Origin of the sequence: Varibaculum cambriense DSM 15806, from assembly GCF_000420065.1 — a bacterium.
Classification (GTDB): domain Bacteria; phylum Actinomycetota; class Actinomycetes; order Actinomycetales; family Actinomycetaceae; genus Varibaculum; species Varibaculum cambriense.
Window position 1 is genome coordinate 64,314 of record NZ_ATUF01000004.1, and the last position, 25,689, is coordinate 90,002.

Annotated in this window: 25 protein-coding genes and 1 pseudogene; 15 read left to right on the plus strand and 11 right to left on the minus strand. The window is 56.2% G+C overall.

The window, feature by feature from the left end:
* Nucleotides 1-40: 40 nt before the first annotated feature.
* Both F605_RS0106835 and pta read right to left on the minus strand, forming a co-directional pair.
* Nucleotides 41-1,231 (minus strand): acetate/propionate family kinase, encoded by a 1,191-nt coding sequence (locus tag F605_RS0106835; RefSeq protein ID WP_022865150.1) that lies wholly within the window; start codon nt 1,229-1,231, stop codon nt 41-43.
* A 22-nt stretch (nt 1,232-1,253) separates the two neighbouring features.
* On the minus strand, nt 1,254-2,768 hold the full coding sequence (gene pta, locus F605_RS10355) for a phosphate acetyltransferase (RefSeq protein ID WP_022865151.1): 1,515 nt from the start codon (nt 2,766-2,768) through the stop codon (nt 1,254-1,256).
* 155 nt (nt 2,769-2,923) lie between these two features.
* Here pta and guaA point away from each other — a divergent pair, with 155 nt between their 5' ends.
* Nucleotides 2,924-4,516, plus strand: a complete 1,593-nt coding sequence (gene guaA, locus F605_RS0106845; RefSeq protein ID WP_022865152.1) for a glutamine-hydrolyzing GMP synthase — start codon at nt 2,924-2,926, stop codon at nt 4,514-4,516.
* A 745-nt stretch (nt 4,517-5,261) separates the two neighbouring features.
* Here guaA and F605_RS0106850 read toward each other — a convergent pair.
* Nucleotides 5,262-5,879, minus strand: coding sequence for a DNA alkylation repair protein (locus tag F605_RS0106850; protein WP_022865153.1), 618 nt, complete (start codon nt 5,877-5,879; stop codon nt 5,262-5,264).
* Nucleotides 5,880-6,173: 294 nt separating this feature from the next.
* Nucleotides 6,174-6,632, minus strand: a complete 459-nt coding sequence (locus F605_RS0106855; RefSeq protein ID WP_051132149.1) for a helix-turn-helix domain-containing protein — start codon at nt 6,630-6,632, stop codon at nt 6,174-6,176.
* A 114-nt stretch (nt 6,633-6,746) separates the two neighbouring features.
* Here F605_RS0106855 and F605_RS0106860 point away from each other — a divergent pair, with 114 nt between their 5' ends.
* From F605_RS0106860 to F605_RS10360, 3 genes are read left to right on the plus strand one after another with little or no spacing between them, the layout of a single operon-like run.
* On the plus strand, nt 6,747-6,953 hold the full coding sequence (locus F605_RS0106860) for a hypothetical protein (RefSeq protein ID WP_022865155.1): 207 nt from the start codon (nt 6,747-6,749) through the stop codon (nt 6,951-6,953).
* A complete protein-coding gene (locus tag F605_RS0106865) occupies nt 6,943-8,016 on the plus strand; it encodes a site-specific integrase (RefSeq protein WP_022865271.1) in 1,074 nt (357 codons plus the stop codon). The genes F605_RS0106860 and F605_RS0106865 overlap by 11 nt, the downstream gene beginning before the upstream one ends.
* Entirely contained in the window at nt 8,017-8,385 is a 369-nt protein-coding gene (locus F605_RS10360; protein ID WP_021734575.1) for a plasmid mobilization protein, read from the plus strand.
* A 396-nt stretch (nt 8,386-8,781) separates the two neighbouring features.
* Here F605_RS10360 and F605_RS0106875 read toward each other — a convergent pair whose 3' ends face one another.
* The 4 genes from F605_RS0106875 to F605_RS0106890 are packed head-to-tail and all read right to left on the minus strand — an operon-like array spanning nt 8,782 to nt 13,096.
* Nucleotides 8,782-11,805 (minus strand): DEAD/DEAH box helicase, encoded by a 3,024-nt coding sequence (locus F605_RS0106875; protein ID WP_022865156.1) that lies wholly within the window; start codon nt 11,803-11,805, stop codon nt 8,782-8,784.
* On the minus strand, nt 11,802-12,626 hold the full coding sequence (locus tag F605_RS0106880; RefSeq protein ID WP_196339231.1) for a Hachiman antiphage defense system protein HamA: 825 nt from the start codon (nt 12,624-12,626) through the stop codon (nt 11,802-11,804). The genes F605_RS0106875 and F605_RS0106880 overlap by 4 nt, the downstream gene beginning before the upstream one ends.
* Before the next feature lie 31 nt (nt 12,627-12,657).
* On the minus strand, nt 12,658-12,912 hold the full coding sequence (locus F605_RS0106885) for a hypothetical protein (protein ID WP_022865158.1): 255 nt from the start codon (nt 12,910-12,912) through the stop codon (nt 12,658-12,660).
* Entirely contained in the window at nt 12,899-13,096 is a 198-nt protein-coding gene (locus tag F605_RS0106890) for a hypothetical protein (RefSeq protein WP_021734546.1), read from the minus strand. Before F605_RS0106890 ends, F605_RS0106885 begins: the two co-directional genes overlap by 14 nt.
* A 906-nt stretch (nt 13,097-14,002) precedes the next feature.
* Here F605_RS0106890 and F605_RS0106895 point away from each other — a divergent pair.
* The 11 genes and pseudogenes from F605_RS0106895 to F605_RS11090 all read left to right on the plus strand — a co-directional run bounded on the left by F605_RS0106895 (nt 14,003) and on the right by F605_RS11090 (nt 23,149).
* Nucleotides 14,003-14,389, plus strand: coding sequence for a YraN family protein (locus F605_RS0106895; protein ID WP_022865159.1), 387 nt, complete (start codon nt 14,003-14,005; stop codon nt 14,387-14,389).
* Nucleotides 14,390-14,471: 82 nt separating this feature from the next.
* Nucleotides 14,472-14,696 (plus strand): helix-turn-helix domain-containing protein, encoded by a 225-nt coding sequence (locus F605_RS10365; RefSeq protein WP_022865160.1) that lies wholly within the window; start codon nt 14,472-14,474, stop codon nt 14,694-14,696.
* Nucleotides 14,697-15,040: 344 nt separating this feature from the next.
* Nucleotides 15,041-15,649 (plus strand): hypothetical protein, encoded by a 609-nt coding sequence (locus tag F605_RS0106905; protein ID WP_022865161.1) that lies wholly within the window; start codon nt 15,041-15,043, stop codon nt 15,647-15,649.
* Between the two features lie 15 nt (nt 15,650-15,664).
* The gene (locus F605_RS0106910; RefSeq protein WP_022865162.1) at nt 15,665-16,786 is read left to right on the plus strand and encodes an SPFH domain-containing protein; all 1,122 of its coding nucleotides are present in this window, start codon (nt 15,665-15,667) and stop codon (nt 16,784-16,786) included.
* A gap of 265 nt (nt 16,787-17,051) precedes the next feature.
* Nucleotides 17,052-17,804: pseudogene (locus F605_RS10370) on the plus strand (ParA family protein).
* Nucleotides 17,791-18,741: a ParB/RepB/Spo0J family partition protein gene (locus tag F605_RS0106920; RefSeq protein WP_022865163.1), complete on the plus strand. Its 951-nt coding sequence runs from the start codon at nt 17,791-17,793 to the stop codon at nt 18,739-18,741. The pseudogene F605_RS10370 and the gene F605_RS0106920 overlap by 14 nt, the downstream one beginning before the upstream one ends.
* A 375-nt stretch (nt 18,742-19,116) precedes the next feature.
* On the plus strand, nt 19,117-19,413 hold the full coding sequence (locus F605_RS11080; protein WP_051132139.1) for a hypothetical protein: 297 nt from the start codon (nt 19,117-19,119) through the stop codon (nt 19,411-19,413).
* 157 nt (nt 19,414-19,570) lie between these two features.
* Nucleotides 19,571-20,695, plus strand: a complete 1,125-nt coding sequence (locus tag F605_RS10380; RefSeq protein WP_051132140.1) for a relaxase/mobilization nuclease domain-containing protein — start codon at nt 19,571-19,573, stop codon at nt 20,693-20,695.
* The gene (locus F605_RS11085; protein WP_022865164.1) at nt 20,695-21,300 is read left to right on the plus strand and encodes a hypothetical protein; all 606 of its coding nucleotides are present in this window, start codon (nt 20,695-20,697) and stop codon (nt 21,298-21,300) included. Before F605_RS10380 ends, F605_RS11085 begins: the two co-directional genes overlap by 1 nt.
* 170 nt (nt 21,301-21,470) lie before the next feature.
* Nucleotides 21,471-22,229: a type IV toxin-antitoxin system AbiEi family antitoxin domain-containing protein gene (locus F605_RS0106940; RefSeq protein ID WP_022865165.1), complete on the plus strand. Its 759-nt coding sequence runs from the start codon at nt 21,471-21,473 to the stop codon at nt 22,227-22,229.
* Nucleotides 22,217-23,149, plus strand: coding sequence for a nucleotidyl transferase AbiEii/AbiGii toxin family protein (locus F605_RS11090; protein WP_022865166.1), 933 nt, complete (start codon nt 22,217-22,219; stop codon nt 23,147-23,149). The genes F605_RS0106940 and F605_RS11090 overlap by 13 nt, the downstream gene beginning before the upstream one ends.
* Nucleotides 23,150-23,641: 492 nt before the next feature.
* Here the strand turns inward: F605_RS11090 and F605_RS10395 are convergent, their stop codons facing one another.
* From F605_RS10395 to F605_RS0106970, 3 genes are read right to left on the minus strand one after another with little or no spacing between them, the layout of a single operon-like run.
* Entirely contained in the window at nt 23,642-24,802 is a 1,161-nt protein-coding gene (locus tag F605_RS10395) for a hypothetical protein (RefSeq protein WP_211209988.1), read from the minus strand.
* A gap of 8 nt (nt 24,803-24,810) precedes the next feature.
* Nucleotides 24,811-25,395, minus strand: coding sequence for a hypothetical protein (locus F605_RS11470; RefSeq protein WP_211209989.1), 585 nt, complete (start codon nt 25,393-25,395; stop codon nt 24,811-24,813).
* A 24-nt stretch (nt 25,396-25,419) separates the two neighbouring features.
* Nucleotides 25,420-25,641, minus strand: a complete 222-nt coding sequence (locus tag F605_RS0106970; protein WP_162138279.1) for a hypothetical protein — start codon at nt 25,639-25,641, stop codon at nt 25,420-25,422.
* Nucleotides 25,642-25,689: the final 48 nt, after the last annotated feature.

The following is a 25,689-nucleotide window of genomic DNA, read 5'->3' on the forward strand; positions in this document are numbered from 1 at the left end:
TACCCCCGCCCCTTATTAGCTCCAGACAGGAACCCTTTATTTATAACTTCACCACAGAGTAGACCTGTTGGGCGATGGCCAGTTCCTCATTCGTGGGAACTACCAGTACTTTCACCGAAGAATCCGGGGTAGAAATAATCGCTTCACGGGTAAAATGTTCCTCGTTAAGCTCCTGGTCGATTTTGACCCCCATAAAGGCGAGACTTCTACACAGTTCCCAGCGAACTCCCGGGTCATTTTCGCCCACACCAGCCGTGAAAGTTAGCGCGTCTAGTCCACCGAGAAGCGCCCAATAGGCTCCCACGTATTTCAACAGTCGATGCAGGTAGATTTCCATAGCCATCTCGGCCTGTTCATCGCCTGCCTCGATTAACTTCCAAATTTCCCGCATATCGTTATGGCCGGTCAGACCCTTCATACCTGACCGGCGGTTGAAAAGCTCATCGATCTCGTCGATGCTCATTTTGCCCTCACGATAGAGGTGGAATACCGTCGCCGGGTCTATATCGCCGGTGCGTCCTCCCATCACTAACCCTTCCAAGGGAGTTAGTCCCATAGAAGTATCGATGGGGTGGTGTCGCACAATGGCGGAAGCGGAGGCGCCGTTGCCGAGGTGCAACACGATCTGTCTTAAATCGTCGGTTCCCAGGATGGAACGCACTCGATGGGAAACGTACTGGTGGGAGGTGCCGTGGGCGCCATACCGGCGAATCCGGTATTTTTCCGCAACAGACCTTTTTAAAGCGTAGGTATAGGCTTTTTCTGGCAGGTGGTTAAAGAATGCGGTGTCAAATACGGCTACGTGTGGAACCTTGGGCAAAATTCGCTTAGCGGCGTCAATCCCTTTTAAGTGAGCCGGGTTATGCAGCGGACCGAGGGGGCACAGCTCCTCGATCAAAGCGTAAACGTCTTTGTCGATTAATGCCGGTCCAGAAAAATAGGGGCCACCTTGCACAATCCGATGTCCTACCCCCACCACGTGAGATTTTTGTAGCGAAGGACCAATCTTTTCGAATAGTTCTTCGACAACTGCCATCCCCTCGAGGTGGTCGCGCACTGAACGAACCATCTTCTCTTCCACGTCTTGATAGACGTGCTTAATCTGGCTGCGCGCTTCGCCGATTTGCTCAACGATTCCTCGTGCTATCTCTTCACCCGTTTCCGGATTCATCAGCTTATATTTAATAGATGAAGATCCGGAATTGATTACTAGAATAGTCTCGTTATCCACGCCCTTTTCCTCCTTTGGGGGCTTATCCCTGCGCCTGAACTGCAGTAATAATAATGGTGTTAACTATGTCTTCTATCAGGGCACCGCGAGAGAGGTCGTTAACGGGCTTATTTAATCCCTGCAGTATCGGCCCCACTGCAACGGCTCCTGCAGTGCGTTGCACCGCTTTATATACGCAGTTTCCAACATCTAGGTGGTTAAATACAAATACGTTAGCCTGTCCCGCTACCGGTGAACCTGGGCATTTCTTCGCAGCCACAGTTTTATCGACAGCGGCATCGAATTGCAAGGGACCATCAACCGCTAATTCGGGGTGGTTATCTTTGACTAGCTGAGTTGCCTGTAAGACTTTTTCTACAGTTTCTCCACTTCCGGAATCTCCGGTGGAATAGGAGATGAGCGCAACTTTCGGGTCAATACCGAATTGGGAGGCAGTCCTGGCGCTCGAGGCAGCACTATCAGCTAGCTGGCTCGGGTTGGGATCAATAGAAACTGCGCAATCCGCGTAGAGCGCAGCATGATCAGAAAACAACATTAGGAAAGCCCCGGACACGGTCGATACTTCCGGCTTAGTTTTTATGATCTGCAGGGCGGGGCGAATGGTATTAGCAGTGGTGTGACAAGCTCCTGACACCATTCCATCCGCATCACCACTTTCGATCATCATGGTGCCAAAATAGGCGGAATCCTGTAATAGTTGCCGGGCTTTTTCCGGGGTTACGCCTTTATGAGCTCGCAGCTCGGCTAGCCGGGACGCATACTTGTTTAGTCGTTCCTCCTCGCGCAGCGATACTACTTGGGCGCCGGCTAAATCGAGGTTAAGTTCCTGCGCCCGGGAGGCGATTGTGTCCTCTTCCCCTAGGAGGATAATATTCGCTGCCGAAAGTTTTAGGATTTGGGCGGCAGCCTGCAAGACGCGGTCATCCTCAGATTCAGGCAACACAATAGTACGCGGGGCAGCTTTCGCACGCTCGGTCAGCATCCCCTGATAGGTAAGGGGAGGGATCGCGGGACACGGCGCATTTTTCAAAGTAGGCGCTAACTTAGCTAGGTCTTCCGGGCTTACCTCACTACCGCTGACCGCTACTACCGGCGCGTGTTCTAGGGAAACCGAAGGGGTAAAACTAGCGTTCAATAAAATAGTAGCTACGGGAGTTCCGCCCGCTTGGGAGGCATTAAACGCCATAATGTGGCCAGTATTAACTGCTGCTTCCTCATCCATTCCAGAAGCATCGATTAGCAAAATCATGGGGGCAAGTAGATGGGAGGCAGCGCGAGCGTGTACGGCGGCAATGTCTATTCCGGTGACAGTCGCGGTAAAAGATCCGTCATAGAGGGCAGGGCTGGTAGCAGGGAAAGTATTAATTAGTTTCTGGGCAGCTAGTTCTGATTGCAAAACCCAATCTTGAGGCTGGGGTAATCCGCTTTGAAACACCTTTTGAATAGGTAAGTTTCCCAGCAGTTGCGTTAAGACGGTGGTAATAGTGTCAGTATTGGTAGTTGCCTGCAAGGGCGCCAGGTAATAGGAGCTTGCCATTGCCGTTTGTTTCCTTCCGATCCCGTTGAAATCTGTCTACCCTAGAGTATCAGGCAACCTAATCCTCAAATAAAAGTAAATTAAAAGTTTCGGGTGATTGCTGTAAAAGATTATTTTATTTTCTGCTGAGGCGACTAGGGCAATAAATTCCCGCTATGCTGGAAGACGTGAATGAATCAAGTCCTGATTGGGTTCGCCCCGTCCTCGTATTCGATATGGGTGCGCAAACCGCACAATTGATTGCGCGGCGGGTGCGGGAAGCCCATATATATTCCGAAATTGTCTCTCCTAAGCTGTCTGCCGAGCAGATTCTGGCGCGCAAACCGCTGGCTTTAATCGTTTCCGGAGGGCCACATTCAGTTTATGAAGACGGCTCTCCCCATATTGATCCGGAACTTTTAAAAAGCGGAATTCCGATTTTAGGAATTTGTTACGGCTTCCAGATGCTCACCCAGATGTTGGGGGGTGAAGTTGCCAGCGCCGGACGCCATGAATACGGCAAAGCCGAAGCTACAGTGGCTGTCGACTGCCCCTTATTTGCGGATACACCCGGAGAACAAGTGGTGTGGATGTCGCACAATGACGAGGCAAAAGTACTGCCGTCAGGGGCAAAAGTGGTGGCCAGTTCGCCAGGCGCCCAAATAGCGGCATTTGAAATTGAGGATCGTCCCATTTGGGGAGTGCAGTGGCATCCTGAGGTTCGCCACAGTGAATACGGCAGCCAGCTGATCAAGAATTTCCTGTTTAACGCTGCCGGCCTGGAGCCTAACTGGGATCCGCAATCTATTAAAGAGCATGAAATCCGCCAAATCCGGGAAAAAGTCGGGAATGCGCGGGTTATTTGTGGGCTGTCTGGGGGAGTCGATTCCTCAGTTGCAGCCGCCTTGGTGCACCGCGCCGTGGGTGATCAACTAACCTGTATCTTCGTAGACCACGGTTTGCTGCGAGAGGGCGAGCGTGAACAAGTCGAGCGTGACTACGCGGCTTCCAGTGGCGTAAAGATCGTCACGGTAGATGAATCCGAACGTTTCCTGAACGCCCTTGCCGGCGTGAAAGAACCAGAACAAAAACGCAAGATTATTGGGCGGGAGTTTATTCGCGCCTTCGAAGATGCCCAGCGCGCCCTCGTGAAAGAAGCCGGAGAGGCCGGAGAAGAAATAAAGTTTCTGGTGCAAGGAACCCTATATCCGGACGTTGTGGAATCGGGTGGGGGAGAAGGATCCGCCAATATCAAGTCTCACCACAACGTGGGGGGATTACCGGAGGATCTCTCGTTTGAACTGATCGAACCGCTGCGTACCCTCTTTAAGGACGAGGTGCGCGCGCTAGGGATAGAGCTAGGGTTACCAGAAAATCTGGTATGGCGCCAGCCTTTCCCTGGTCCCGGTTTGGGCGTGCGGATCCTAGGGGAGCTCACCAAAGAGAACCTAGCTATTTTGCGGGCTGCTGACCGGATAGTCCGCGAGGAGCTAACCGCTGCGGGGCTAGATCGCCAGATTTGGCAATGCCCGGTGGTACTGCTGGCAGATGTGCGTAGCGTCGGGGTACAAGGAGATGCCCGCACCTATGGACATCCGATCGTGATTCGCCCGGTAGTTACCGAGGACGCAATGACGGCCGATTGGTTCCGCTTGCCGTACGAAGTACTGGAGCGGATTTCTAACCGCATCACCGGGGATGTTCCCGAGATTAACCGGGTGGTGCTAGATTGCACCTCCAAGCCCCCGGGGACCATCGAGTGGGAATAGGCCAAGGTCAGAATTCTAAAGCCACCTGCAACCATTGACTGTAACGCATGGCGACGCACTGCGTTTCAACGGTTGCCACGCCACTTGCAACAAACGGGAATAACAAAACCGATACAGCCCCCGAAACCGCTTGGAATCGAGAGCTGTTTGCGATGGTGCATGAACGATTTTGATTCGTGGTCACTCTGTGGAGTGGTGGTCGTTGGCGCGATTTGGCGCAGCCTGGAGGTTTCCGTTCGCCACGGAGGTCTGCCAAGCCACCCGCAACAATTCCCAAGCGCGAAAACGCCGATTTTCACCTGATTCGAATCAAATCCGAATCACGGTGCTCCCAGAGGGCCCGAAATCGCAAAACCGCAGGTAAAGCTGGGGGAATAACAAATCGCGATTTCATGCGGAAATCCCCTGGAACAAAGCCCTTGAGAACATGAAAAAGCGGCTTCGAAGCCGCTTTTCTGATTCGCAATTATTCTCCAAGTGGCTTTGTCAAGCGCCGAATCTGACCTTCTACGACTCGAGCTCCGGAGTAAGATCTAGCACGCTCTGATTCTGCGCTGTATGTACACGCAGGAACCTTTCCTTGGCAGGATGGATGCCTCAACGGAGCACTCTGCAGATTCCAGACTGCTTGATCTGCAAAAAGAGCGTTGTGGTTGCCTGCGTCACCTCCTTAGAAAAATAGACCCAAGTTGCAACAGCAACTTGGGCAAATAAGACATGATTTAGTCATACAAACTGGAATTTGTCATATAATCAATTTACTTGCCAGCTTATAAACTTGTTTTATCTCTTTACTTTCTAAATTCCATCTATCAAGTTCAATTTTAATCAACTCTGGGAATTTCTTACTAATATCCCTTAAAGCATTTCCAACCGATTTTCTTACATATTCGCTTGCGTCTTCTTTTAAGTTGGCAATTCTTTCAATAGCTTCATTTGGATTTTCCTTGAAATATGGTCTACTTGTCCATATTCTCAAACCCTCGGTAACTGCTCTCCTTGTATTTGGATTACTGTTTTGTAACCATTCATCAATAATCGAAAGTGCATTTTCATAGCCTGTTTTCTTGCAAAATTCATCAAATGCCTTTGCTAATACTTCTTGAACTCTCCAATTACTATCTTTGGAAACTTCATCTCTCATAAATATTAAAATTTCTTCATCTGATGATAAATACCCAAAGAGAAATACACCGTACATTCTTACTTGATATACATTGGATTTATAGGCTAAAAATGCTAATTTTTTGCTTTGCTCATTATCATTAAATTTATAATCAGCAAAGGCTCTTTTCTCTTCCTCTTTGAAGCCATTTTCTATCAAAGAAAATTCTTTTTCCAAACCCACAATATATTCTTTCAAGCAACACCACCTCCTCGCGTACCTGTCTTCGCTGATCATCAATTATGGTACCGTCAAGATCTTGCCATGTGCACCCCCTTGTCTACTACGCATTGCGTGCCGCCTTGGGAAACGTTTCTGCATGCGGCGCATCTCCCTAAAAGGCCCCCAACGTCGTTCTCCCTTAGATTTCTGCACTTATTTTAGCATCCGCTTCGAAGCCGAAATCTCCATGGGCCGGCAATCCGGCATTGGGAAAAGACAGCTAGGGTCTTGTCTGCCATAGCTGTCCGCAACTGCTCTCGAACAACTTGCTCAGGCGCCGAATTCGGCTTTCCAGGCGTCGAGCCCCGCTGGGGTGATTTCCCCGGCCTTCTCCGAATCAAGCATCTCCTTCCACGCCTTGATTGCCATGACGAGTTTTGGCGACTTCTCCGCCGCGGAGTCGAACCCCAGCACCATCGTCCCGCCGACCTCCATCAGCTCGAGGCCGAGCTCCTCGTTGAGCCGAAACAACAGCTCCAGGGCCTGCCTGCTCGATTCCAGGGGCACTTCCCGCAGCGCCTCGGGCGAGATTGCCAGGGCGGAGGCAATGGCCTGAATCTGAGGCTCTCCTGGAGTCCTATTGCACAGCTCGTAGTTGCGGATGGCGGAGTCGGTCTGCCCGCACGCGGCTGCGAGCTGCTTCTGCGTCATCTTGCGCATCTTCCTGTACTTCTTTATGAGCTCCCCGGTCTTCAACTTGCCCTCCACGTCTGCCTCGGCACGGACCATTTTGAACCATGCGGAAACTATAGCACGAAAATGAACTGTTTGCATTGACCGTTCGGAAGTGAACGATTACCATGCAATTGCAAACTCGTTCAGAACCGAACGCTAGGAGGTAGCATGGCAAAGCAGGAACCGCGCCTTCTCGGTGTGTTGGAAGTCGCCGACAGGCTCGGCGTCTGCCGCACGAAGGCATACGGGATCATTCGAGAGCTCAACGACGAGATGGAAGCGCGAGGCTGCAAGGTCATTGCCGGCCGCGTGAGCAACGAGATCTTCGAGGAGACGTTCTTCAACCCGAAGGGAGGGGCGAGGCATGACCGTTAAGCAGTCTAAGAACGGCACCTGGTTCACGCAGTTCCGGTGCAAGAACAAATTCGGCGACGAAGTGCACAAGTGCAAGCGCGGTTTCAGTACTGCGGAAGAAGCCCAGGCATGGGAGGACGACTTCATCGCCTACGCCGGATGCACCATGGACATGACGTTCGCTGAGTTCTACGAGGTGTACGAGGCCGACGTGAGGCCGCGTCTGCGCGAGCACACGTGGCGTAACAAGGACTACCTGGTCAGATCGAAAATCATGCCCTACTTCAAGAACTACTGTATGAGCGAGATTCAGGGCATCGACATCATCCGCTGGCAGAACGACCTCATGAAGGGCAGCAACAACAAGGGGAAAGGCTATGCGCCCACGTACCTGCGCACCGTGAACAACCAGCTCTCCGCCGTTCTCAACCACGCCGCACGTTACTACGGGCTCCATCCCAACCCCGCGGTGCGCACCATGAAGATGGGCGGCAAGGAAACATCCGAGATGCAGTTCTGGACCAAGGAAGAGTACCTCAAGTTCGCGGACGAGATGATGGAGAAGCCGCGTGAGTTCCTGATGTTCGAGATCCTCTTCTGGACCGGAATTCGCGAGGGCGAGATGCTCGCGCTCATGCCGTCGGCCTTCGACCTGTCCCGCGGAACCATGCGCATTGACAAGTCGTACCAGCGCTTCGACGGCCGTGACGTAATAACGGACCCGAAGACGCCCAAGTCGATTCGCACTATCAAGCTCTCGAAGTTCCTGGTCGAGGAGATAAACGACTACCTCAAGTGTCATCCGGAGATTGGCCCCAGCGACCGCATGTTCCCGGTTACCAAGTACCAGATTTCACGCGCGATGAAGAACGGTTGCCAGAAGAGCGGGGTCAAGAAGATTCGCGTGCACGACCTGCGCCACAGCCACGTGAGCCTGCTCATCGACAAGGGCTTCACCGCCCTCGCGATCGCCGATCGCATGGGACACGAGGCGACCGACATCACGTTTCGCTACGCCCACCTGTTCCCAACTGTGCAGGAGGACATGGCCAACGCGCTTGACGACGAGAGAGGAGGGTTCTAGGTGCCCTGCCCCAACTACCGCAGGAAGCGGACCATCTCCAAGGCGTTCCGCGTGAGCCGCGAGGAAAGCGAACGCATAGAGCTGCTGGCGAAGGCGGCTGGCGTCACGCAGCAGGAGTACATCATGGCCAAGCTGGAGGACAAGGAGTTCACCGTGGTGCCCGACATCCGCACCTACAAGATGCTCCGCGACTCAATGCGCCAGGTCTACCAGGAGCTCTGCCGCCTGCGCGACTGCTCGACCATGGACGAGCGTCTGATCGCGAAGATTGAGCTGTTGAGCGACCTGTTCGTCGGCATCGCCGGAGACGCACCGCACGGCGAGCTGGAGAAGGAAGACGACTTGATTGCGGAGATGGAGCGTGAGTAGACGGTCTGCTGCTTCTTGGGGTGAAGTTGGCACTAGACCAAACGGAGATACGGATAGATATGGTCTTTTATGATTTAGACCGTTTGGACCGAATTTTTCGGTGCAGGAAGACCCTACAGGGAAAAGCGCCTCTCCTGTCTCCTTGATGATGTACGGGTAGTGAAGGCTCTCTTTCCTGCATAGGGGCGAGTGCGATTTGCCTGTATCTTCCTCGCAGTCGGCCGCTTCTCATTCGGGATCGCTTCATCCCGTGTCTCGACAACAGATGCAGACAAGACCACTACACGGATAGTCTGTTTCATTGCAGTCTTCAATAACTTGCTAGTAATTTGTGCGTGAGATAGCGCTTTAGAGTTGTCAGCAAGTCAATTCAATTTACCTTCACAGCGTGGAAGCTTAGTCTCTCACGCTCGGGTCAATCCACTTAGAAATTCGCTGAGCACAGTATGCGGGCAAACAACTCGCATACTCAGCGATGTCGGCCTTATGTGCGATGGCCTCAAACCGCAATATGTCGACGTCCGATGACCCCGATTCCCCCAAGATTGAAATGACTTCCTTTGCGATCATACGGTCGTCAAGCACGTTTTCGCAGAACATAGCTGCACGCGCATTGGAAACCCCATATTTGACCTTCCTTTGCAACAGGCAGAGATTGTCCAAGTTCTCCTCCGTTGCAAAAGCTGGATGCTGCTTGATGGAGTCAATGAGGCATGATATGAAATGGCTAAGGGAAAACCGGATGACTCCCGAAACGATGCCCTCGACTTTTGTAAGCCGAAACTTTCTGCTGGGCCTAAACGTATCGTTTAAATAGCTTGTGATTTGAGACACGTCACTGCCGTCAATCCAGAGGGTGGTAGTGGCAGCTAGCATATTGCTGTCGAGGGGATGCGCTGCATCGGGATTTGGCAGAAGAAACGCGTTTGCTACTGTGTCGATATCGGAACAGCCGCCTCCGAGGAATTCGGCACCTTCCTTAGATTCAATCCAGCCCGATAGCGAAGCCGCACTCCTTATCCCCAATTGCATCAGGTGGCATAAAGACGCTTGGTCGGTATTAACGGCATCCAGAGACTCGTAAATCGCCTGGAAGAGCTTGAGGAGCCGTTCTTTCATTTCATCATCGGAAGAGACATATGCGAATGTGGAAACGCATATGCTCATCACATCGTCTTCGCTTCCATCAGAGGACATAATCCCCGAAATGTAGCTTTCAATCGCTTCGAGAGGGCGCACCTTCATTGCCGATAGAGCGCGTGCGCGCGCCCTGTCGCACTCTAAATTTATTTCGAAAGCATTTGTTAGCTCGTACTCCAGCTGAGGATCACCAATATGCTCCAGGATTGTGTTTAGTACGGATTGGCCAGAAAGGGCTCGGCGGGGATTCTTCTCTCTATCAAAAACATCTGTAAACAGGTTTAGTATGGCACTCTCACACCGCTCGGTGTTCGATTCTTTCATGAGCTCAGAATACATTCTGTTGCTGCTTGTCCTGCCAGTATCCTCTGCAATCAGAATGCTTCCCTCGCTGTATTTGCCGGATCTTGCTGTCCTCCCGATAAGATTCTGGAAATCCCTCGTACGTGGAGTTTCGTTTCCCCGACGTGCGCCCGTGACAATCAAGTACTTTATAGGCAGGTTTACGCCTTCCGCAAGCGTAGACGTGCACGCGATACATTTTGCAAGGCCACGCTCGACGGCGAACTCTACCGACTGGCGAATAGCACCCTGCAGGTCGCCGTAGTGAGGCAGCACCCCCGCACTGATTCCTGAGCTTAGTCCATTATCGTTTCCGTAATGGAGGCAGACGAGATTGGAAAGTCTCTCCAATTCCTCCTCAGATGCGGATGACTTCAGGTTCGGAAGGTTTGCTTCCCGATGGAGGAGATCATCCAATCGTTTAAATAACGGTTGTATCGAAATCTTCTTGGGAACGTAGATCGCACAAGCACCATTCGGAAGTAGCCTATTCGCGTAATAGATGGCAAGATCGCGAGCGTAATCCGCGTTCTTATTGCCCATTTCAGGGAAGTACCGCTGCCTAGTCTCTCTGCCTAATCGTTTAAGTGGCTGCGAGGTCAAATCGACTCGAACGAAGAAGTCTTCATTCGATATGTCGTCAGCTTCAACATATGAAACCTTTTTGCCCTTCTGCTGTATGAAGCCAACCGACTTATCAGTTACTTGGATATTTTCACTTACAGCAAGAAGGCTCGAATCGCCAAAAGCCCAGTTCGCAATCTCGTCGGCATTGGAAACAACTGCAGAGATAAGTACCTTCTGGGCGTCAGGCTTCGCTCTAAATATTTCAGTGAGAAGTAGTTCATAGCCGGGACCTCTCGATACGCTGTCCAGCAAATGAGCCTCATCGAATACGAACAGCCCAGCATCGTCTAGAAGAGGAGCACTGTGATGGATCGCATAGCCTAACTTCTCGGGGGTGAAAACCAGGACCTTTGGTCCACTCGGGCTTTGCTCCAGCCACGAATCGACTTCCATCACGTCCGACGTCTGCCTGACATCCGCTATTCCCCTAAGGGCAATCGATAAATCGCGCGAGATCTCAGAGCAAAGAGCACGTAGGGGCGCAACGACGACGGACAGGGTGCTTCTGCCTGCGAGAATGCTTGACCGTAACAGCAGCTCGATGCTCTTGGTTTTGCCAGTTCCCGTAGGCAACTGTACAAAGGCATTTCCTCCGGAGAACACTCCTGCCCGTCCTATCTGCTGCTGTGCCTGCCACAGCAATTTTGGGAACGACGCCTGTGCTAGATACGGTTTCCACTCTTCGAGTCCAATTTTGGTGTAGGCAGGCAGAAGGAATCTCGTTGAGAATGAGAGTGAATCGAGAATCGATACGTATAGCACTCCGCCAAAGAAGAGGTCTTCGGGATTTGCGTCGGTAAGCAGCGACGCCGCCTCCTCGATGACATCAGCTTCATTTACATCTCCGCCCTCTAAGTATTGCCCCAAGATGTGCAGCTCTTCAGGGATAGGATTGCCGGGATTCAAAAGGTACGAGACAAAGCCGTGCAGGGTTCCGGCCCTTGTGCCGTAATAATCGGCGTTCTTGACCTTGCCGGCAGCGACTTTGGAGCTCCCATAGTTTCCTAGCAAGAAGTAGGTCGCCATTGCAAGCGTCCAGTAGCCGTCGCTGAATAGAGCATTTCGGCCATCGTTGGACGCGGCATCGTAGAAGGCTCCCGTCTTCTTCAAGTCCAGCAGGAACCCCTCCCCGTTGTTGCCGGATAGTCTGGCATCCACATACGACGACAAGGTCAATATCGATGAGTAATGCAGCTCGTCCGAATTCATTCCGAAGTCCGGGATAGCAGACGAGTCTACGAAAAATTCCGTAGCCTTTGCCTGCGCCTTCGCGTATTTTAATTCGCGGTCCGACCGTTCGCCGTAAATCATGATGTGCACCTGTCGTAAATCTCACGTATCAAATCCATGAGATGCGATCTGTGAATGACGAAAACCGTTCCGCCTTCGGCGACATACAGGTCCGACGCGCTTAGCCCTTCTAGATGGCGTTCCGCGTTGCCAATCCCAGCAATCGCGCCTATGGCAAAAGCTTCCTTGAAGGGATGCTCGCTCGCATTCATGAATCTCTTTAACTCGCTCGAGGTGAGGATGTCTCCTGCGTCCAGGCTTCTCTTGCCATAGTACGCGAGAGTCATTGCAATTCTGCTCCGATCCTTAGGGGAGTCTTTTGCTGCATCTGAAATGGCGCCTTTGAGATCTGTGCTACTGCTCCGGGATTTGACTTCAATTGCGAGCAGCTCATCGAACTTGGATGGGTTCGACGGATTTTCCATCTTGAAGGCAACGATATCGGTGCCGTGCTCTGAACTATTCTTGTCTGACCTGCCATACTGCTTGTAGCGAGGAACTTCATACCCCTCCACGAACTGGACCAAGTCGCTGATTACTATTTCGGCGAAATCCCCCGCCATAATCTGAGGGACATCTGGGATGACGTTCTCTCGAAGATACTCATTTTCTCCAATTTCAAAAAACTCAGAGTATTCGCGGAGCTCGTCATCCCGTATGTAATGTCTTCGAATGTGTCGCGCCCATTCAACGAGTGCCGCATCATCTATTGCGCCCTCTAGACGAAAGCATTCCACACTGCATCCTTCAATGGACACTTCATCTTCCCGCACCAGCCAATCAACAAAGCAAGGGCGTGGGAGTTTCCTGATATTCGATTGATTGATAGCGGTGTTTGCCAAAGTAACTCACGATTCCCTGCAATTGCCTGATTTAAATCCCAAGTTCTTTGCGAGCAGCGGCTACGACGTCGCCGCCTTGATGAAAATCGGGGCTCCCGCTGCTCGCCAAATCCATCGGCACTATGCGTTCGGTCAGGTACTGGAATAGGTTCTTAGCCTGAGCTTTTTCGAACACCTCATCTTCGTTCGCTCCGTCTAGGCGCATCTGCGTGACCATCCTCGTTTTCTCGAGAATCTGCTGTTCACGAGACATGACTGCGCCCGCTAGCTTCTTATTGTTTGCCATCGAATAGCTCTTTGTTCTCGATGACCTCGTCTGCGGCGAGTGACGTGATGAGGGCCGATAGACTCACGCATTTCTCCTGCGCGATTGCCTCCAGTGCCCCCTTGAGCTCCGGCGTTGCCGCGAAGATAATCCGCTCGGTTTTCTTCGCGCCGAGGATGTGCTTCCTAAGCTCCTGTTCTCCCATCCGAGCCTCACCTCTTACGGTCGTGTATCTTTCATAAAACTTATGAAAGATTTTACCACGTGCAGAAGCTCCATTGAGTTGCGTTATGCATGCCCATTGACGACTTGCATCCAAGGATGAACAGCCTACTTCCACGTGAGACGCAGCAAAGCAAACCTGTAGCGCAGCTGTACTTGAAACGTCCCAACTGAAATTTCACTGCGCCACCCCGCTTGTCGGCGTTGGAGATGCTGCACAAAGTGCAACGTCCGAGGCGAATTTAGGGAATCCGTTCAAGCGAGATCTCGTTAGGCTTGTTGGCGGGTCCGTCCCCGAAGCAGCCTGTTATCACATGTGCGCATTCCACATCGACTACCAGCATCTGTCGTCGGAACAGCCACGTTTTGCCATCACAGATGACGCCGCGCCCGCCACAGTGCGAACCATTTCCTGCGCGCACGCGACTCTCTGCCTCGTCAGCAGTCGCCCATCGGAGCGCGTGCTTTCACGTCGCAGAGCAATTGCATTCACCGAGCATGTCGACATCGACTGGGCACCCCGCCCCGCCATCCACATCGCGATTCCCGCGCAACCACAGCGAGGGCGAAAACTGTCCCTGGAACCTCCACTCGTCCGACTGACAACCTCCTGGAAACCAGCGGGAACCCCTTCGGTTCCTGCCCTGGACACGCATTGGCGCACGGAACCCACCGGGCACACAAGGGCACGTGATGTTTTCGAAAAACTTTAGCCGGGAGACCGGCATTCCAAGGCCGGCGAAACATTTTAGAAAACACCGGAGGGCGACCCGCCTTCCAAGACCTCCTTCGCTTTCCACCCTTGTACGCCCGCCGGAGCCCGAGCGTCAGCCGCGCCACAAGGCGGAAGGCCAAAGGGGCGAACCGCCGGAAAACAAGGAGGTCAATCATGTTCGAACTCAAGCAGAAGGCCATCAAGGCAGCGGCAACCTTTCTCGACCGTCGCGGTTACGAGGTCATCGACACCGAGTGGGAGTCCGAGGACGGCGGCTACATCGACGTGGTGGCGCGCGACGAGGACGCGATCGTGTTCTGCGACGTGCAGGCCCGCAGGGGCGTCGAGAAGGGAATGCCCGAGGAGAGCCTGGGAGTCCGCGAGCGCATGGAGATCAACGCGGCCAAGTGGCTCGGCGAGCACGGGGACGACCCGGACAACGTGGACGTCACCATCCGCTTCGACAGCATCGCGATGCTGGTCATCGGCGAGGACCGTGTGCTCCTAAGGCACCACATCAACTGCCTGGGATCCGGAACGATCGCCGCCACGACCGAGTAGCGATCCGCTGGCAACGCCGAGGCCGCCTCGGGCATCGCGCCCGGGGCGGCTTCCCCGAACGATCAAGAGAGGAGTGATCCACATGACGCAAGCGACGATGGAGATGCGCAACGAGATACAACTGGGACTTGAGCCGCTGTTCACGATCAAGGACCTGGCAGCTTACCTGCAGGTGAACACCACGACGGTGTACAGGCTCATCAAGGACGGCGCCCTCACCGGCACGCGCATCGGGCAGAGCTTCCGTTTCATGCGCAAGAATGTCGAGGACCTGTTGGACTTTTGCGCCTTCAACGAGGACCAATGACGGCGACGACGAACGCCCCGGGCAGCGTGCCTGGGGCGTTGGTGTGTGAAGTAGGAGGGGGGCACTTGCTTGAACGGCTTTTCCGCCTGCCTTCCGGGGTTTCGCGCCCCGGTCCCACGGCAAGGTGCAAGCACCCTGCACCCATCCGCCGTTTCGGGAATGACACGGGTTCCCGAAACGGTTTCCTCGGAGCTGCCGACGTGTATTACTGCGACCGGAACACTTATTTGGGGCTCCGCAGCGTCATCAGTAGCAAAACTTACAGCATGGTGAATTTATTGCTAGTAGAATGAGACATATATGGGTACGGATCGCTACGACGTTGCATAGACGGAGGTATTCGGATGGCTAAGTATCAATTACAGCCTAACGAGGGGGTTGTGCTCCAAGAGACGGGCATCCGCTACGAGCCCAATAAGCTCTCCACCGCTTACACGGACGAACTAATTCTGACCAACCTCAATCTGATTCACGTCCGCAAGGGCGTCTTCATGGGGACGAAGAGCGTTCGTTACATTCCCCTGAATCAGGTCAAGGTGATTGGCGGCAAGTGCCAGGCGCTTGTGGGGAAAGCGCAGAACGGAACCGCTATTCTGCAGATTTACACCCAGCAGGGTACCGAGGAATTCGCGTTTCGGACCAAAGCAAAGAAGAACGCCGGCATTTGGGCGAACGAGATCAGCCGCTTGGTAACCGGCAGGGATTATGAGAATGCACTCGAAAGCCAGGACGCACCCGAATATGACTTCGAGGATACGGTCGTTGGCCAGCTTAAGGACGCATTTGGCGAAGTCGGTGCTGCCTTCGGCTTCGGATTCGGCAAATCGGGCCAACAGCAGAAAAGCTCTGTCGAGCGTGTTTCGACAAAGTGCTCCGGTTGCCACGCCCCGATTACGGGCGTAAAGGGCAAGACCGCTGTATGCAAGTATTGCGACACCGAGCAAGTGCTCTAAGAAGGTGAGATTGACATGGGACTTATAAAAGCAGCGACTGATTCACTAGGCGGAACCCTTGCCGACCAATGGCTTGACCTGATAACCGCTGGCTATTTCGACGAGCACACCGTTGTCGCTCCGGGCGTTCTGAAGTCCACCAACAACGGGCGCGGAAACAATCTCCTCGGCTCGCAAGGCGTGATCTCAAACGGTTCCAAGATTTTCGTACCAGAAAACACTGCGGCGTATATCTTCAGCCAGGGAGGCATCGAGACCGTAGTGTCCGAGCCCGGTCCGTACGAATACCAAGACGGCGAATCCAGTATCTTCAGCGGCGGCAACTCGGATTCGCTCTTTCGGCAGCTGGGCGACCGATTCTCCCATGGCGGAATCAGCTCATCCGAAAAGCGCATAGCGTTCGTGAATCTTCGCGAGATTCGCGACATCAAATTCGGCACCAGAGGCCCACAGGTCTACAACGACCAATACTACGAATGTGACCTTGAGATATACGCCCATGGCGGATTCTCCGCTAAGGTCGTCGACGCCGATAAGTTCATCCGCAACTTCGTACCGGCGAACGTCAGCAGCTACACATTCGACGACCCCAAAGCTCGTGGCCAGATGGTTTCCGAATTTCTGCAGTCGTTCATCGTTGCGCTAAATGGCATGTCGAGCACATATCGAATCTCCCAGCTGCCGGCACAGGCGGTCGAGATTGCGAAGCGCATCTCTGAGGACACGTACAACGCAGGTTCATGGCCAGAGCGCTTCGGCATGCAGATCACGAAGGTTGCAATCGAGAATATCGAGCTATCCGACCATTCTCGTCAGCTCGTCAACCAGTTCTCTTCCAACCGAATGAACGTGAGGGCTTACGAGGACACCTCCGAGCGAGCTGGCAACATGGCCGCCCAGCAGAAAATTGCGCAAGGTATCCAGGACAATGGTCTTGGCGAAGGCGGCGGCATGCTATTCGGCATGAACATGGCGCAAGCCATCGGTCCGCAGGGGCAGCCCGCGAAATCTTCCGCTCGCGAGATGTCTACGGACGAGAAGATTGAGACGTTGAAGAAGCTGAAGGAACTCGTTGATATGGGCATCCTGACCCAAGATGAGTTCGACCTTAAGAAGAAGGAGCTCCTCGGTCTGTAGCTCTCTAGTCGAGAGGAACCTGTACTCCGGAGCCGTTACGAACATGTAGCAGCTCCGTTGTATGTGAGCGTTTCGAATTAATCTGCGCCGTCCAGCCACGGGGACTGCTGACATGCATTGGGTGATTCTCCGATTGCAAGACCGTTCAATACTGAACGTTTTTCTGCTATAATGGAGAACGTGATACATAGGTCGCTCGGCGGGCCTCTTCCACATCCTGCTCGCCGGGCTCGATGCATAGGAGGCGCTTATACGGACGCTCGCTATAAGCAACTACAAGGGCGGCGTGGGCAAGACCACGACCGCCGTGAACCTGGCGACCATCTACGCCAAGCGAGGGTAGTGGGTGCTGCTCATAGACCTGGACCCGCAGGCATCCGCCACCGACTTCTTCGGCCTGTACGAGCGGGTCGAGGCAGAGAAGAGGACGTCGGTTGAGCTGCTCTACGGGGACGCGTCCGTTGCCGACGTGGCTTTCGAGACCGGCATCGACGGCCTTTCCGTCATCCCCTCGGTCATCGGCCTCATCGACCAGAACGAGCTGCTTCTGCGCGAGCAGCGCCTGAAGTTCGTGCTCGACGACGCCGCCGGCGACTTCGACACCTGCATCATCGACTGCAGTCCCGTAATGAAGCGGCTCGCCTTCAACGCCTACCTTGCGGCGTCCGGCCGCGGCATGATAGTCATCCCCGTGAAGCTGGACGGCTCGGTCATGCGCGGCACCGCTCTCACGGTGAACGCTACGCGCGCCATCGCCGACGCGCTGCGTATGCCCACCCCGAAGTACCGAATCCTGCGGACCTGCGTTCCGAGACGCGAGACCCGCAGCGAGGCGACCGGCGCACAGGTTCTCGACAGCTTCTTTCCCGACGAGCAGTTCAGCACCGTCATCCACGCCTCGACGAAGGTCGGGGAGGGTTCTTGGCAGTGGAAGCCCGTCGTGGCGTTCGAGCCGAAGAGCCGCCCCGCCCAGGACTATCTGGCGCTCGCGGAGGAGATTGACCGTGAGTGCGCGTAGCGACGTTGCCGCCGGCTTCTCCATCAGCGGGCTGCTGGACTCGTCGTCTAAGACCCGCATCCGCTTCCCCGTCGTCGAGATTCCCGTTGTGGAAATCGGGGACCATCCCGCAAACACCGCATACTCCATGGACGAGGCGGGCATACGCGCGCTCGCCGATTCCATAGAACGCGACGGGCTCACCGACCTGCCGCTTGTGCGGAAGCTTGCCGACGGCTCATGGCAGATGATCTCCGGGCACCGGCGCAAGGCAGTGTACGCCATGCTCTCCAAGCGCGACGAAGCCTACGCCAAGATGCCGTGCCGCGTCATCGAAGGCGTCGACGATGCGCAGGCGCTCGTGCTTCTGCACACTGCAAACTACTTCGTGCGCGAGCTCTCCATCACCGAACGCGCCGCCACTACCCGCGCGCTTGGCATCGAGGTCGAACGCAAGCGCCGCGAGGACCCGAACCTCACGGGAAAACGCACAGAGGACATCAAGGTTGACATCCTGGCAGAGCAGACCGGCAGGCGCGTCTCCGGCAAGACCATCAAACGAGAGGAGGCGCTTGCGAAGGCTATCGAAGACGACCTTGCCGACGAGTGGAAGGCCGCCGCCAACTCCGGTGAGATCTCCGCGAAGGCAGTGGGCTCGCTTGCCGCCCTGCCCCGCGACAAGCAGTCGCGGATCGCGGGAGAAGTATCGCTCGAAGGGCTCAGCAAGCGTCAGCGAACTGACGCCATCCAGGCTGCCATCGGTTCCGTTGCCCAGCCCGACGCGCGTCTCGCGCGGTCCCGCAAGAGCCTCGCCAGCTACGCCGCTTCCGTGGTCGCAACCATCGAGAAGGCAGACCTGGATATCATCAGCGAGATCGCCGGAATCGTGCAGGAATTGCAGGAACGCGTGACTTCTGATGCGGATTCGCCCGCGGAGGGCGTCAGACGCCAGTCGTAGCAAGTAGCCCATCTTCTATCACGTTCTTCCGAACGCTCTCAAGATGGTACTTGGCCCGGGGAGTCGGGGAGGGTTTGCGGTAGCGGCACCGACCTCCGCCTTCGACCGCCCCACACCGCCCCGGGCATATGCCATCCGCCCGCGCCGACTACTGGCCGACGCCTGCGGATGACTGCGGGGGCTGCCCCCGCTCCCCGTTGCTGGCAGACAAGGAAATGCCGGCAGCTTCCACATAAAGCCGGCGATGCAAAGGAGAAGACCACGACGAAACGGAAGGACAGGTTCGTCCATTGCCGGCTATCCGAAGCCGATTTCGAGCGCTTCCACGAGCACGCCGAATAGCTCGAGCTCGCCCCGTCGGAGTACCTGCGCTACATGATTCGCATCCCCGTGAAGGCATGCAAAGGCGGCGGCGAGATTGTCACCCTCGACACGAAGGCGATGTCGCAGATCTACGGCGAGCTCGTCCGCTGGGGCCATCATTACAACCAGGCCGTGCACGCGCTCAACACCATCGCGCTGTTCGCCAGCAGCGGTGGCAGCAACACGGACTACTTTGTCGAGCAGCTCGAGTGCGCCAACCGCAATCTCGAGGACGTGAAATCCGGCGAGCGCGGCATAGAGGGAAAGCTGTGGCAGCTCGAGGGAACGACGTTGGTAGGTGGTCGCTGATGCCGATAGTGAAGGCGATATCGGGACACACCAACTGCCAGAAGGTGAAGCCGTACCTGGAGAAGCGCAACCGCGCTCTGGCACGCGACTTCTTCAACCTGTCGTGGGACGAGCGCGAGATGCAGGGCTACGACGAGGCTATGAAGGATGCCGTGGAATGGGCGACGAGATGGACGCGACACGGGCCCGATGCGGCAACGACGAACCGTACGAGGGCAGGCGCGCCCGCACCTACAAGCACTTCATCATCTCGCCCGACCCCGATGACCATATCGACCTTCCCGCCCTGCGCGAGCTCGCAAGAGCGTGGGCCATGAGGTTCTTCGGCGACTACCAAGTGGCCATCGTGTACCACGACGACAACCAGAACCGGATCTTGCACGCGCACCTGGTCGTCAACTGCACCAACCTTGTCACCGGCAACCGGCTGCACACCGACAACCCCTTCGAGCTGAACCGCGCCCTGCAGGACATGGCGCGAGAGAGGGGCCTGAGCGGGCTCTCGAACGTGATGGAGCACCGCGAGGGCCTGTCGCGCCTGGCTGCGAAGGACGAGCCGGAGAAGACCGCCAGAACCATGCAGCCGACGTGCGTGAGCCGGCCCGAGCGCGAGCTCGTTGACAGCGGCGAGTACTCCTGGGTCGCGGACATACGCAGCCGCGTATCAGTGGCGAAGGGACTTGCACGCAACGAGGGCGAGTTCCGAAGCATCCTGGATATGCTTGGAGTTGCAGTGGCGGACAACTCGCCGAAGGCGACCAACCGTGATTGGATCTATTCGCTTTCCGACGACCCCAAGTGCAAGGTGACCGGCGGGCGTCTCGGCTACCTCTACAGCCGACGCTCGCTTGAGAACGGCTTCGAGAACAAGGCGACCTACCACCCCGACGCAGCTTCCTCCCGGGCGATCCTGAAGGCGGCGAAGGATGCCGTGGTGCTTAACGACCTCGCCGAGCTCGATCGCATGGCGAAAGCGCTGGAGACCTGCTCACGCTTCGGGATACGCAGCATCGCCGACTGCGATGCCAGGATCGGGACGGTCGAGAAGTGCATCCAAGGCGGCAACGGCAGCGAGGCCGAGCGCAAGTCGCTCGGGGCTCTGCGCGATGCGCGCGACTTCACGGCGGCGAACGGGCTGCTTCCCAGGACTTCCTCCAAGCCGAAGGGCGCGAAACCCATAGCCGACGGTGCGCCCAGTGCCGGCAAGAAGAAGACCGCCGATAAGCGCAAACACAATCGTCGTGAACCCCAGCGCGGCAACCGCGAGAAGGGAGAGCGCTGATGGAGATCCGCATCCGGTACAGGAACAACCGCGTCGACGTCTTCGATACCGACACCTTCACCAAGTCGGAGCCCTTCGGCAACGCGAACATGCTCACCGACTTCGAGATCCTGCTCGACCAGCTCGGCAAGACCGGCATCTGGCTAGCGGCTCACAGCTACGACGCGAGCCAGTCATACCGCGGCGACATCCTGGACGACGAGATTCCCGTGGCGCGACGCAAGAAGGGCTGGCGCTTCCTGCTCGCCGAGAGCGAAGAGGTTGCCGGCATCGAGACCGTGAGCATCGGTAGTGACATTGCCCTGCAGCGGATTTGCGGCGAGCTCGTGGACATGCTGCGGCTCGACGAGACAGCTTCCGCTTGGATCAGCAACAGCGACGACCTCTCCACCGTCGACAAGGCAGTGGCGCTGTTCGAGGTGCTCACGGGGGCAGCCCCCGCAGGATCCGCATCCGAAGACATCGCCCGCATGTGCGGCTGCAGCCTTGCGCTGGTGAACACGTTGCAGGCGATGGGGGTCGCACCAGAAGAGGACGAGGAAAACGAAGAGGAAGACGAGTACGACAGCTGGATGGAGGGACTGGACCATGAGGACGTTGATTAGGCTGGCGGGAGCGTTCGTACGCTTCCTCGTTCACGCGGTTTTCAGGTTCATGTAGGGGCGACCATGACGACACACTCAAATGCACCTTCAGGTCTCGCCATGCCAATATTATTACAGATGCACATGCTTATGGGTATATATTGTACCCTTTTCTGCTAGAATATCTAATCATGAAATTCAGTAGATACATAGCCACGCACCACGTGTTCACCATCGGGGCGCTGCTCGCCGAGTCGGATTCCGAGAACTCCGCGCGGAAGCAGCTCAAGCTCGCGCTCGCCTCGGGGAAGGCCGAGCGGGTTCGGCGTGGGCTCTACGTCTCGCATGCGGGCAGGTTCGAGGGGGTCGGCGTCGACCCCTTCGAGGTGGTCGCGGCCCTCGACCCCGGCGCAGTCCTCTCGTTCCACACCGCACTCGAGGCGCTCGGAGTTGCGCACAACGTCGGCTTCGAGTGCAGGTTCCGCACCTCCAGCGCCAAGGCTCCGTTCTCCTTCGGCGGCGTCGACTACGTTCCACACCCGGCTGACGGTGCCGTCTCCAGTCACAGGGTACGCGGCAGCGCGTTCGGGACCGTGCTCGTGACCACCAGGGAGCAGACCATCGTGGACTGCCTGAAGCACCCTGAGTGGTCGGGAGGCATTGAGGAGGCGGTGAGGTCGCTCTCCGCGCTGCAGTACGTGGACTCGGCCGCCGTCGCCCGCCTCGCGTGCGCCGACAGCGCGTCGCTCGCCGCCAGGGTCGGCTGGCTGCTCGAGGCGAGGGCGGAACGGTGGCGGGTGCCCGACGGTGTGATCGACCTGCTGCTCGAGCGGTGCGCCGGGGTGACCTCGAAGTTCGACAAGAGGTTCCCCGAGTCCCGTGGCTGGTCGAGCAGGTGGCGCATGACGTTGCCGGAGACGGAGGAAGAGGTGCGCACGTGGGTATCGTGAGCACGGAAGAATTCCAGCCGAGGACGGCGGACAAGGTAGAGAGGCTCCTCGACATCCTCGAGGAGATGGAGCAGCACCCGGATCTTCGGGGCAAGCTTGCCATGCACGGCGGCACCGCCATCAATCTCTTCATGCTCGGGATGCCTCGTCTCTCGGTCGATATCGACGTGTCGTACGTCGGCGCGGTCGACAAGGAGACGCTGCTCCTGGAGCGCCCGCTCGTCGAAACCGCCATCGGGGAGGTGGCGACGGCGCTCGGTTACGCTGTGAGTACCGGGGAGGGCGGACATGCCGGCAGGACGTTCATGCTGCGCTACGGGGGCGCGTGGGGCTCGGATCACGTCAAGATTGACTGCATCTACATGAACCGCTCGCCGATAGTCACCCCGACGCTGCGGTCGTGTCCGCTTCGCCCCGACGCTCGCGTGCTCATGTTCTGCGATGCCGAGCTCGCTGCCGGCAAGGTCAAGGCCTTTTTCGACAGAGTCAAGGTGCGTGACCTCTACGACATCTCGAACCTGGGAAGGTACGCCGATCGACTGGGCGCTGACGAGGAGGGGTTCTTCCACAAGGCCGTCCTCTTCTATGCCTCGCTGTCCGCGAGGTTCCCACTTCCGTTCGAGGGCCGCTCCGAGCGTTTCAGGGGCAGGCGAACCGAGCTGGAGGATCAGCTGTTGCCCATGCTCCGCCTGCGCGATAAGAAGCCCACGCTCGAGAGGCTCATGGAGGATGCCGAGGAGTTCGTGAGGCGTCACGTGCTCCCGAGGGACGACGCCGAGAGGGAGTATCTGGAGAGGCTCGCGGGCGCGGACTACCGGCCTGGACTCCTCTTCGCGGACACCGAGACGGCCGGCGCCGCATCAAGTAGCCCCGAGGCCCTCTGGAAGGTGCGGAATCTTAGAGAGATGACCCGCGGATAGCGCCCGGCAGGCACCCTCGCCGAACACATCGGCGTAGAGGTAGGGGGGGGAGGCAATCGGGGCTCGCCTGCGCGATAGGCTCCTCAATTCTCGTTCCCGGCATCTCGACCCAGGCGACGACCTCGTCCGGGAGGTTTTCCCAGTCGATCTGTAGGGTATCCGACGAGCTGGCGAGGCTGCTCGCGGAAGTGAAAGAAGAGGACGCCGAGGAGGGCGCCTGCAAGGTGAAGGAAGATTGGGGTGACGTTGACGAAGAAGCTTGGTAGGTTCTTCAAGGCGGTGCTTAAAGTCACGCTGGGCTTTTTCGTCTGGCTGTTCCGCGTCGTGTTCAAGTGGGTGATGTAGACGATAGCTGTTTGGCCACTTAGACTCGTTAGACTCGCACTCGCTGTTGGGAACATGGTTCCGATGCAGGAGATTCATGCGTTCTAGACAGCAAACGGCCGAGTGGTTCGGTTTCGCTCGGCCGTTATTTCTCTTACCTGACTGATGTTAATTCAGGAAGAAACCGTCGACCTCTTCCCGCGTGTGTAGGATTTCGCCGTCCGGGACATTAAGGCTTGCCGCCAACTCAATAGAGCCAGAGAAAGCCATAGCGAGATTCGGGGAGAAAGCCTTTCCGAGGAGGCTGATGTATGTGCTCATATTCTCACGAAGCTCGTCGATGCATGCGACGTATTCGCCAGCCAGCTGCTCGTCGAGGGTCTCCAGCTCCTGAGCGTAATGCGCGAGGATCTCCGCCTCTTGATTGCTGTAGAAGTCTTTTCCTAGCTCGTACATAGTCGTGCCTACGGCGTTGCCGACAAGGGCGCCCAGGATTGGGATCGGGATAATAGTCTGACCCAGGAAGCTTGAGAATGCGCTCACGGACGCATCCAGGCACGCGATTTCGGAGCTTTCTATAAACTCGATCTCCGTAAGCTCGCCGTTACGGAATCTGTAAGCGCATTTAGCGACGCCGAAAGATGCCGTGACCAGTGCGCTTGCGACAGCTGAGGGTGCTGCCGTGTAGTTGTTTAGCCCGTAAACAGCTCCGCCGCGAACCCCGCCCTTGACGAGCCCCATGCCGGAATCTTTGGCAATCTCCTCCCAGTCATCCTGGGTCAAGTCGCCGATACGCCTCCCGTTCCTAAGATGGCGCTTAAATGAGAGGGCGAATGTCGTTCCCGCCTCCAGAACGGCGCCAGCCGCCGCAGCCTTCGCACCTTCTTTGGGCGTAGGCTTGTGATCCTCGTAGATGCCCTTCTTTATTCGTTCACTCTCGTCCGCTAGCTTGCTCTTCTCCTCGGCCATCTTGTCGGCGATAACGTTCTTCTGGACATCCGAATACTCGAATTTAGAGGCTTCCAGATCATCGATGCTGAACCCGCTGGAGTCGAAGAACTCATGAATGCTCTTCCAAGTTGAGTAGGATGGACCGCCATCCGAGGACACCAGCTTGGCTGCTTCCTCCTTGGGCATCTCGTACAGGAAGCGCACTGCGTCGAGATGGTCCTTCGGGATTTGGTAGACGCCGTTTTTATCGAGGAAATCGGGATACTTTCTCAAATGGGCGGCCACTGCATCCAGGGAGAACTTGCCGCCGGCGTTTACGAACTTGACCTGTATGGGTACGCCGTTGCGCAAAAGGTCGGTGGGTCCGTTGTCGTTCACCCATTCCATTACCGGTTTATCGCCGCGGACGTCTCCCTCAGTGCCTCGGTGTTCCGCTTTACGGACAAGAGCGCCTCGTGCTTCTCCCTGGCCATCTTGTGCTGCTTTTTCACGAAAAGGGCAATGGAGGTCAGCAACGTGGCACCTGTGACGCCCCAACCGATGGGGCCGGCCATTGCCAGGAAAGCACTGCCGGTAGCCATTCCTCCGCCTCCGGTAGCCAATGCGCCGCCGCCGAGCCAGGCTATGGCCGCATTCGTTGCGGCAGCGCCCGACAGTGTGGAGATGGCGGCGCCTGTGGAGGCGGTGCCGAAAGTTGTGGCGACCCATATTGCCGCGGACGGGGCGATACTGGCAATGGCGATACCCGCTGTGACACCGGCACTGGCGCTGGCTGCCGATTTCCGTGCCGAGTTAAGCTCTTCGCGGGCGAAGGCCTCCGATTCTTTGAAGCTTCGCTTGCTGTGGGACACCTCCTCAATGTCCTCCACGAACGACTTCGGCGTGTTCGCGATCGAGTTCACCAGGTCGGTAGCGAGATCCAGCAGGTCGATGCTCCTCAACCTAGACTGGTAGAGCTCGATCCCTTCCAACTCCAGGTCGGTATAGGTTTGGTTTTAGTCGATGATGGCAAGGTCGTACTCATCCGGTTCTTTCGCCCTTGCATTCGCGACGCCCTGCTTGACCCCATCGGCGATTTCTCCCGCTTTGCCCGCAACGGCTGCGATGGCGCCTTGAGCACCGGCTACCGCTGTGTTTGCAGCGTCTGCAACTTTCTGCACCTCTTTTTTTGAGTTGAAGCCTTTAGCGAACAAGCCCATCGTCCCGCCTTTCTCCACACGTAATCCAAGGTCATTATTCCACAATGGATATGGTTCTGAGCAGCG

What these genes read in the sequence shown, in the direction of transcription:
- pta (WP_022865151.1), bottom strand. Translation starts at nt 2,768, where the DNA reads ATGGCAAGCTCCTATTACCTGGCGCCCTTGCAGGCAACTACCAATACT.
- guaA (WP_022865152.1), top strand. Translation starts at nt 2,924, where the DNA reads ATGCTGGAAGACGTGAATGAATCAAGTCCTGATTGGGTTCGCCCCGTC.
- F605_RS0106855 (WP_051132149.1), bottom strand. Translation starts at nt 6,632, where the DNA reads ATGGTCCGTGCCGAGGCAGACGTGGAGGGCAAGTTGAAGACCGGGGAG.
- F605_RS0106860 (WP_022865155.1), top strand. Translation starts at nt 6,747, where the DNA reads ATGGCAAAGCAGGAACCGCGCCTTCTCGGTGTGTTGGAAGTCGCCGAC.
- F605_RS0106865 (WP_022865271.1), top strand. Translation starts at nt 6,943, where the DNA reads ATGACCGTTAAGCAGTCTAAGAACGGCACCTGGTTCACGCAGTTCCGG.
- F605_RS0106875 (WP_022865156.1), bottom strand. Translation starts at nt 11,805, where the DNA reads ATGATTTACGGCGAACGGTCGGACCGCGAATTAAAATACGCGAAGGCG.
- F605_RS0106885 (WP_022865158.1), bottom strand. Translation starts at nt 12,912, where the DNA reads ATGGCAAACAATAAGAAGCTAGCGGGCGCAGTCATGTCTCGTGAACAG.
- F605_RS0106890 (WP_021734546.1), bottom strand. Translation starts at nt 13,096, where the DNA reads ATGGGAGAACAGGAGCTTAGGAAGCACATCCTCGGCGCGAAGAAAACC.
- F605_RS0106895 (WP_022865159.1), top strand. Translation starts at nt 14,003, where the DNA reads ATGTTCGAACTCAAGCAGAAGGCCATCAAGGCAGCGGCAACCTTTCTC.
- F605_RS10365 (WP_022865160.1), top strand. Translation starts at nt 14,472, where the DNA reads ATGACGCAAGCGACGATGGAGATGCGCAACGAGATACAACTGGGACTT.
- F605_RS0106905 (WP_022865161.1), top strand. Translation starts at nt 15,041, where the DNA reads ATGGCTAAGTATCAATTACAGCCTAACGAGGGGGTTGTGCTCCAAGAG.
- F605_RS0106910 (WP_022865162.1), top strand. Translation starts at nt 15,665, where the DNA reads ATGGGACTTATAAAAGCAGCGACTGATTCACTAGGCGGAACCCTTGCC.
- F605_RS11080 (WP_051132139.1), top strand. Translation starts at nt 19,117, where the DNA reads ATGATTCGCATCCCCGTGAAGGCATGCAAAGGCGGCGGCGAGATTGTC.
- F605_RS10380 (WP_051132140.1), top strand. Translation starts at nt 19,571, where the DNA reads ATGGGCGACGAGATGGACGCGACACGGGCCCGATGCGGCAACGACGAA.
- F605_RS11085 (WP_022865164.1), top strand. Translation starts at nt 20,695, where the DNA reads ATGGAGATCCGCATCCGGTACAGGAACAACCGCGTCGACGTCTTCGAT.
- F605_RS0106940 (WP_022865165.1), top strand. Translation starts at nt 21,471, where the DNA reads ATGAAATTCAGTAGATACATAGCCACGCACCACGTGTTCACCATCGGG.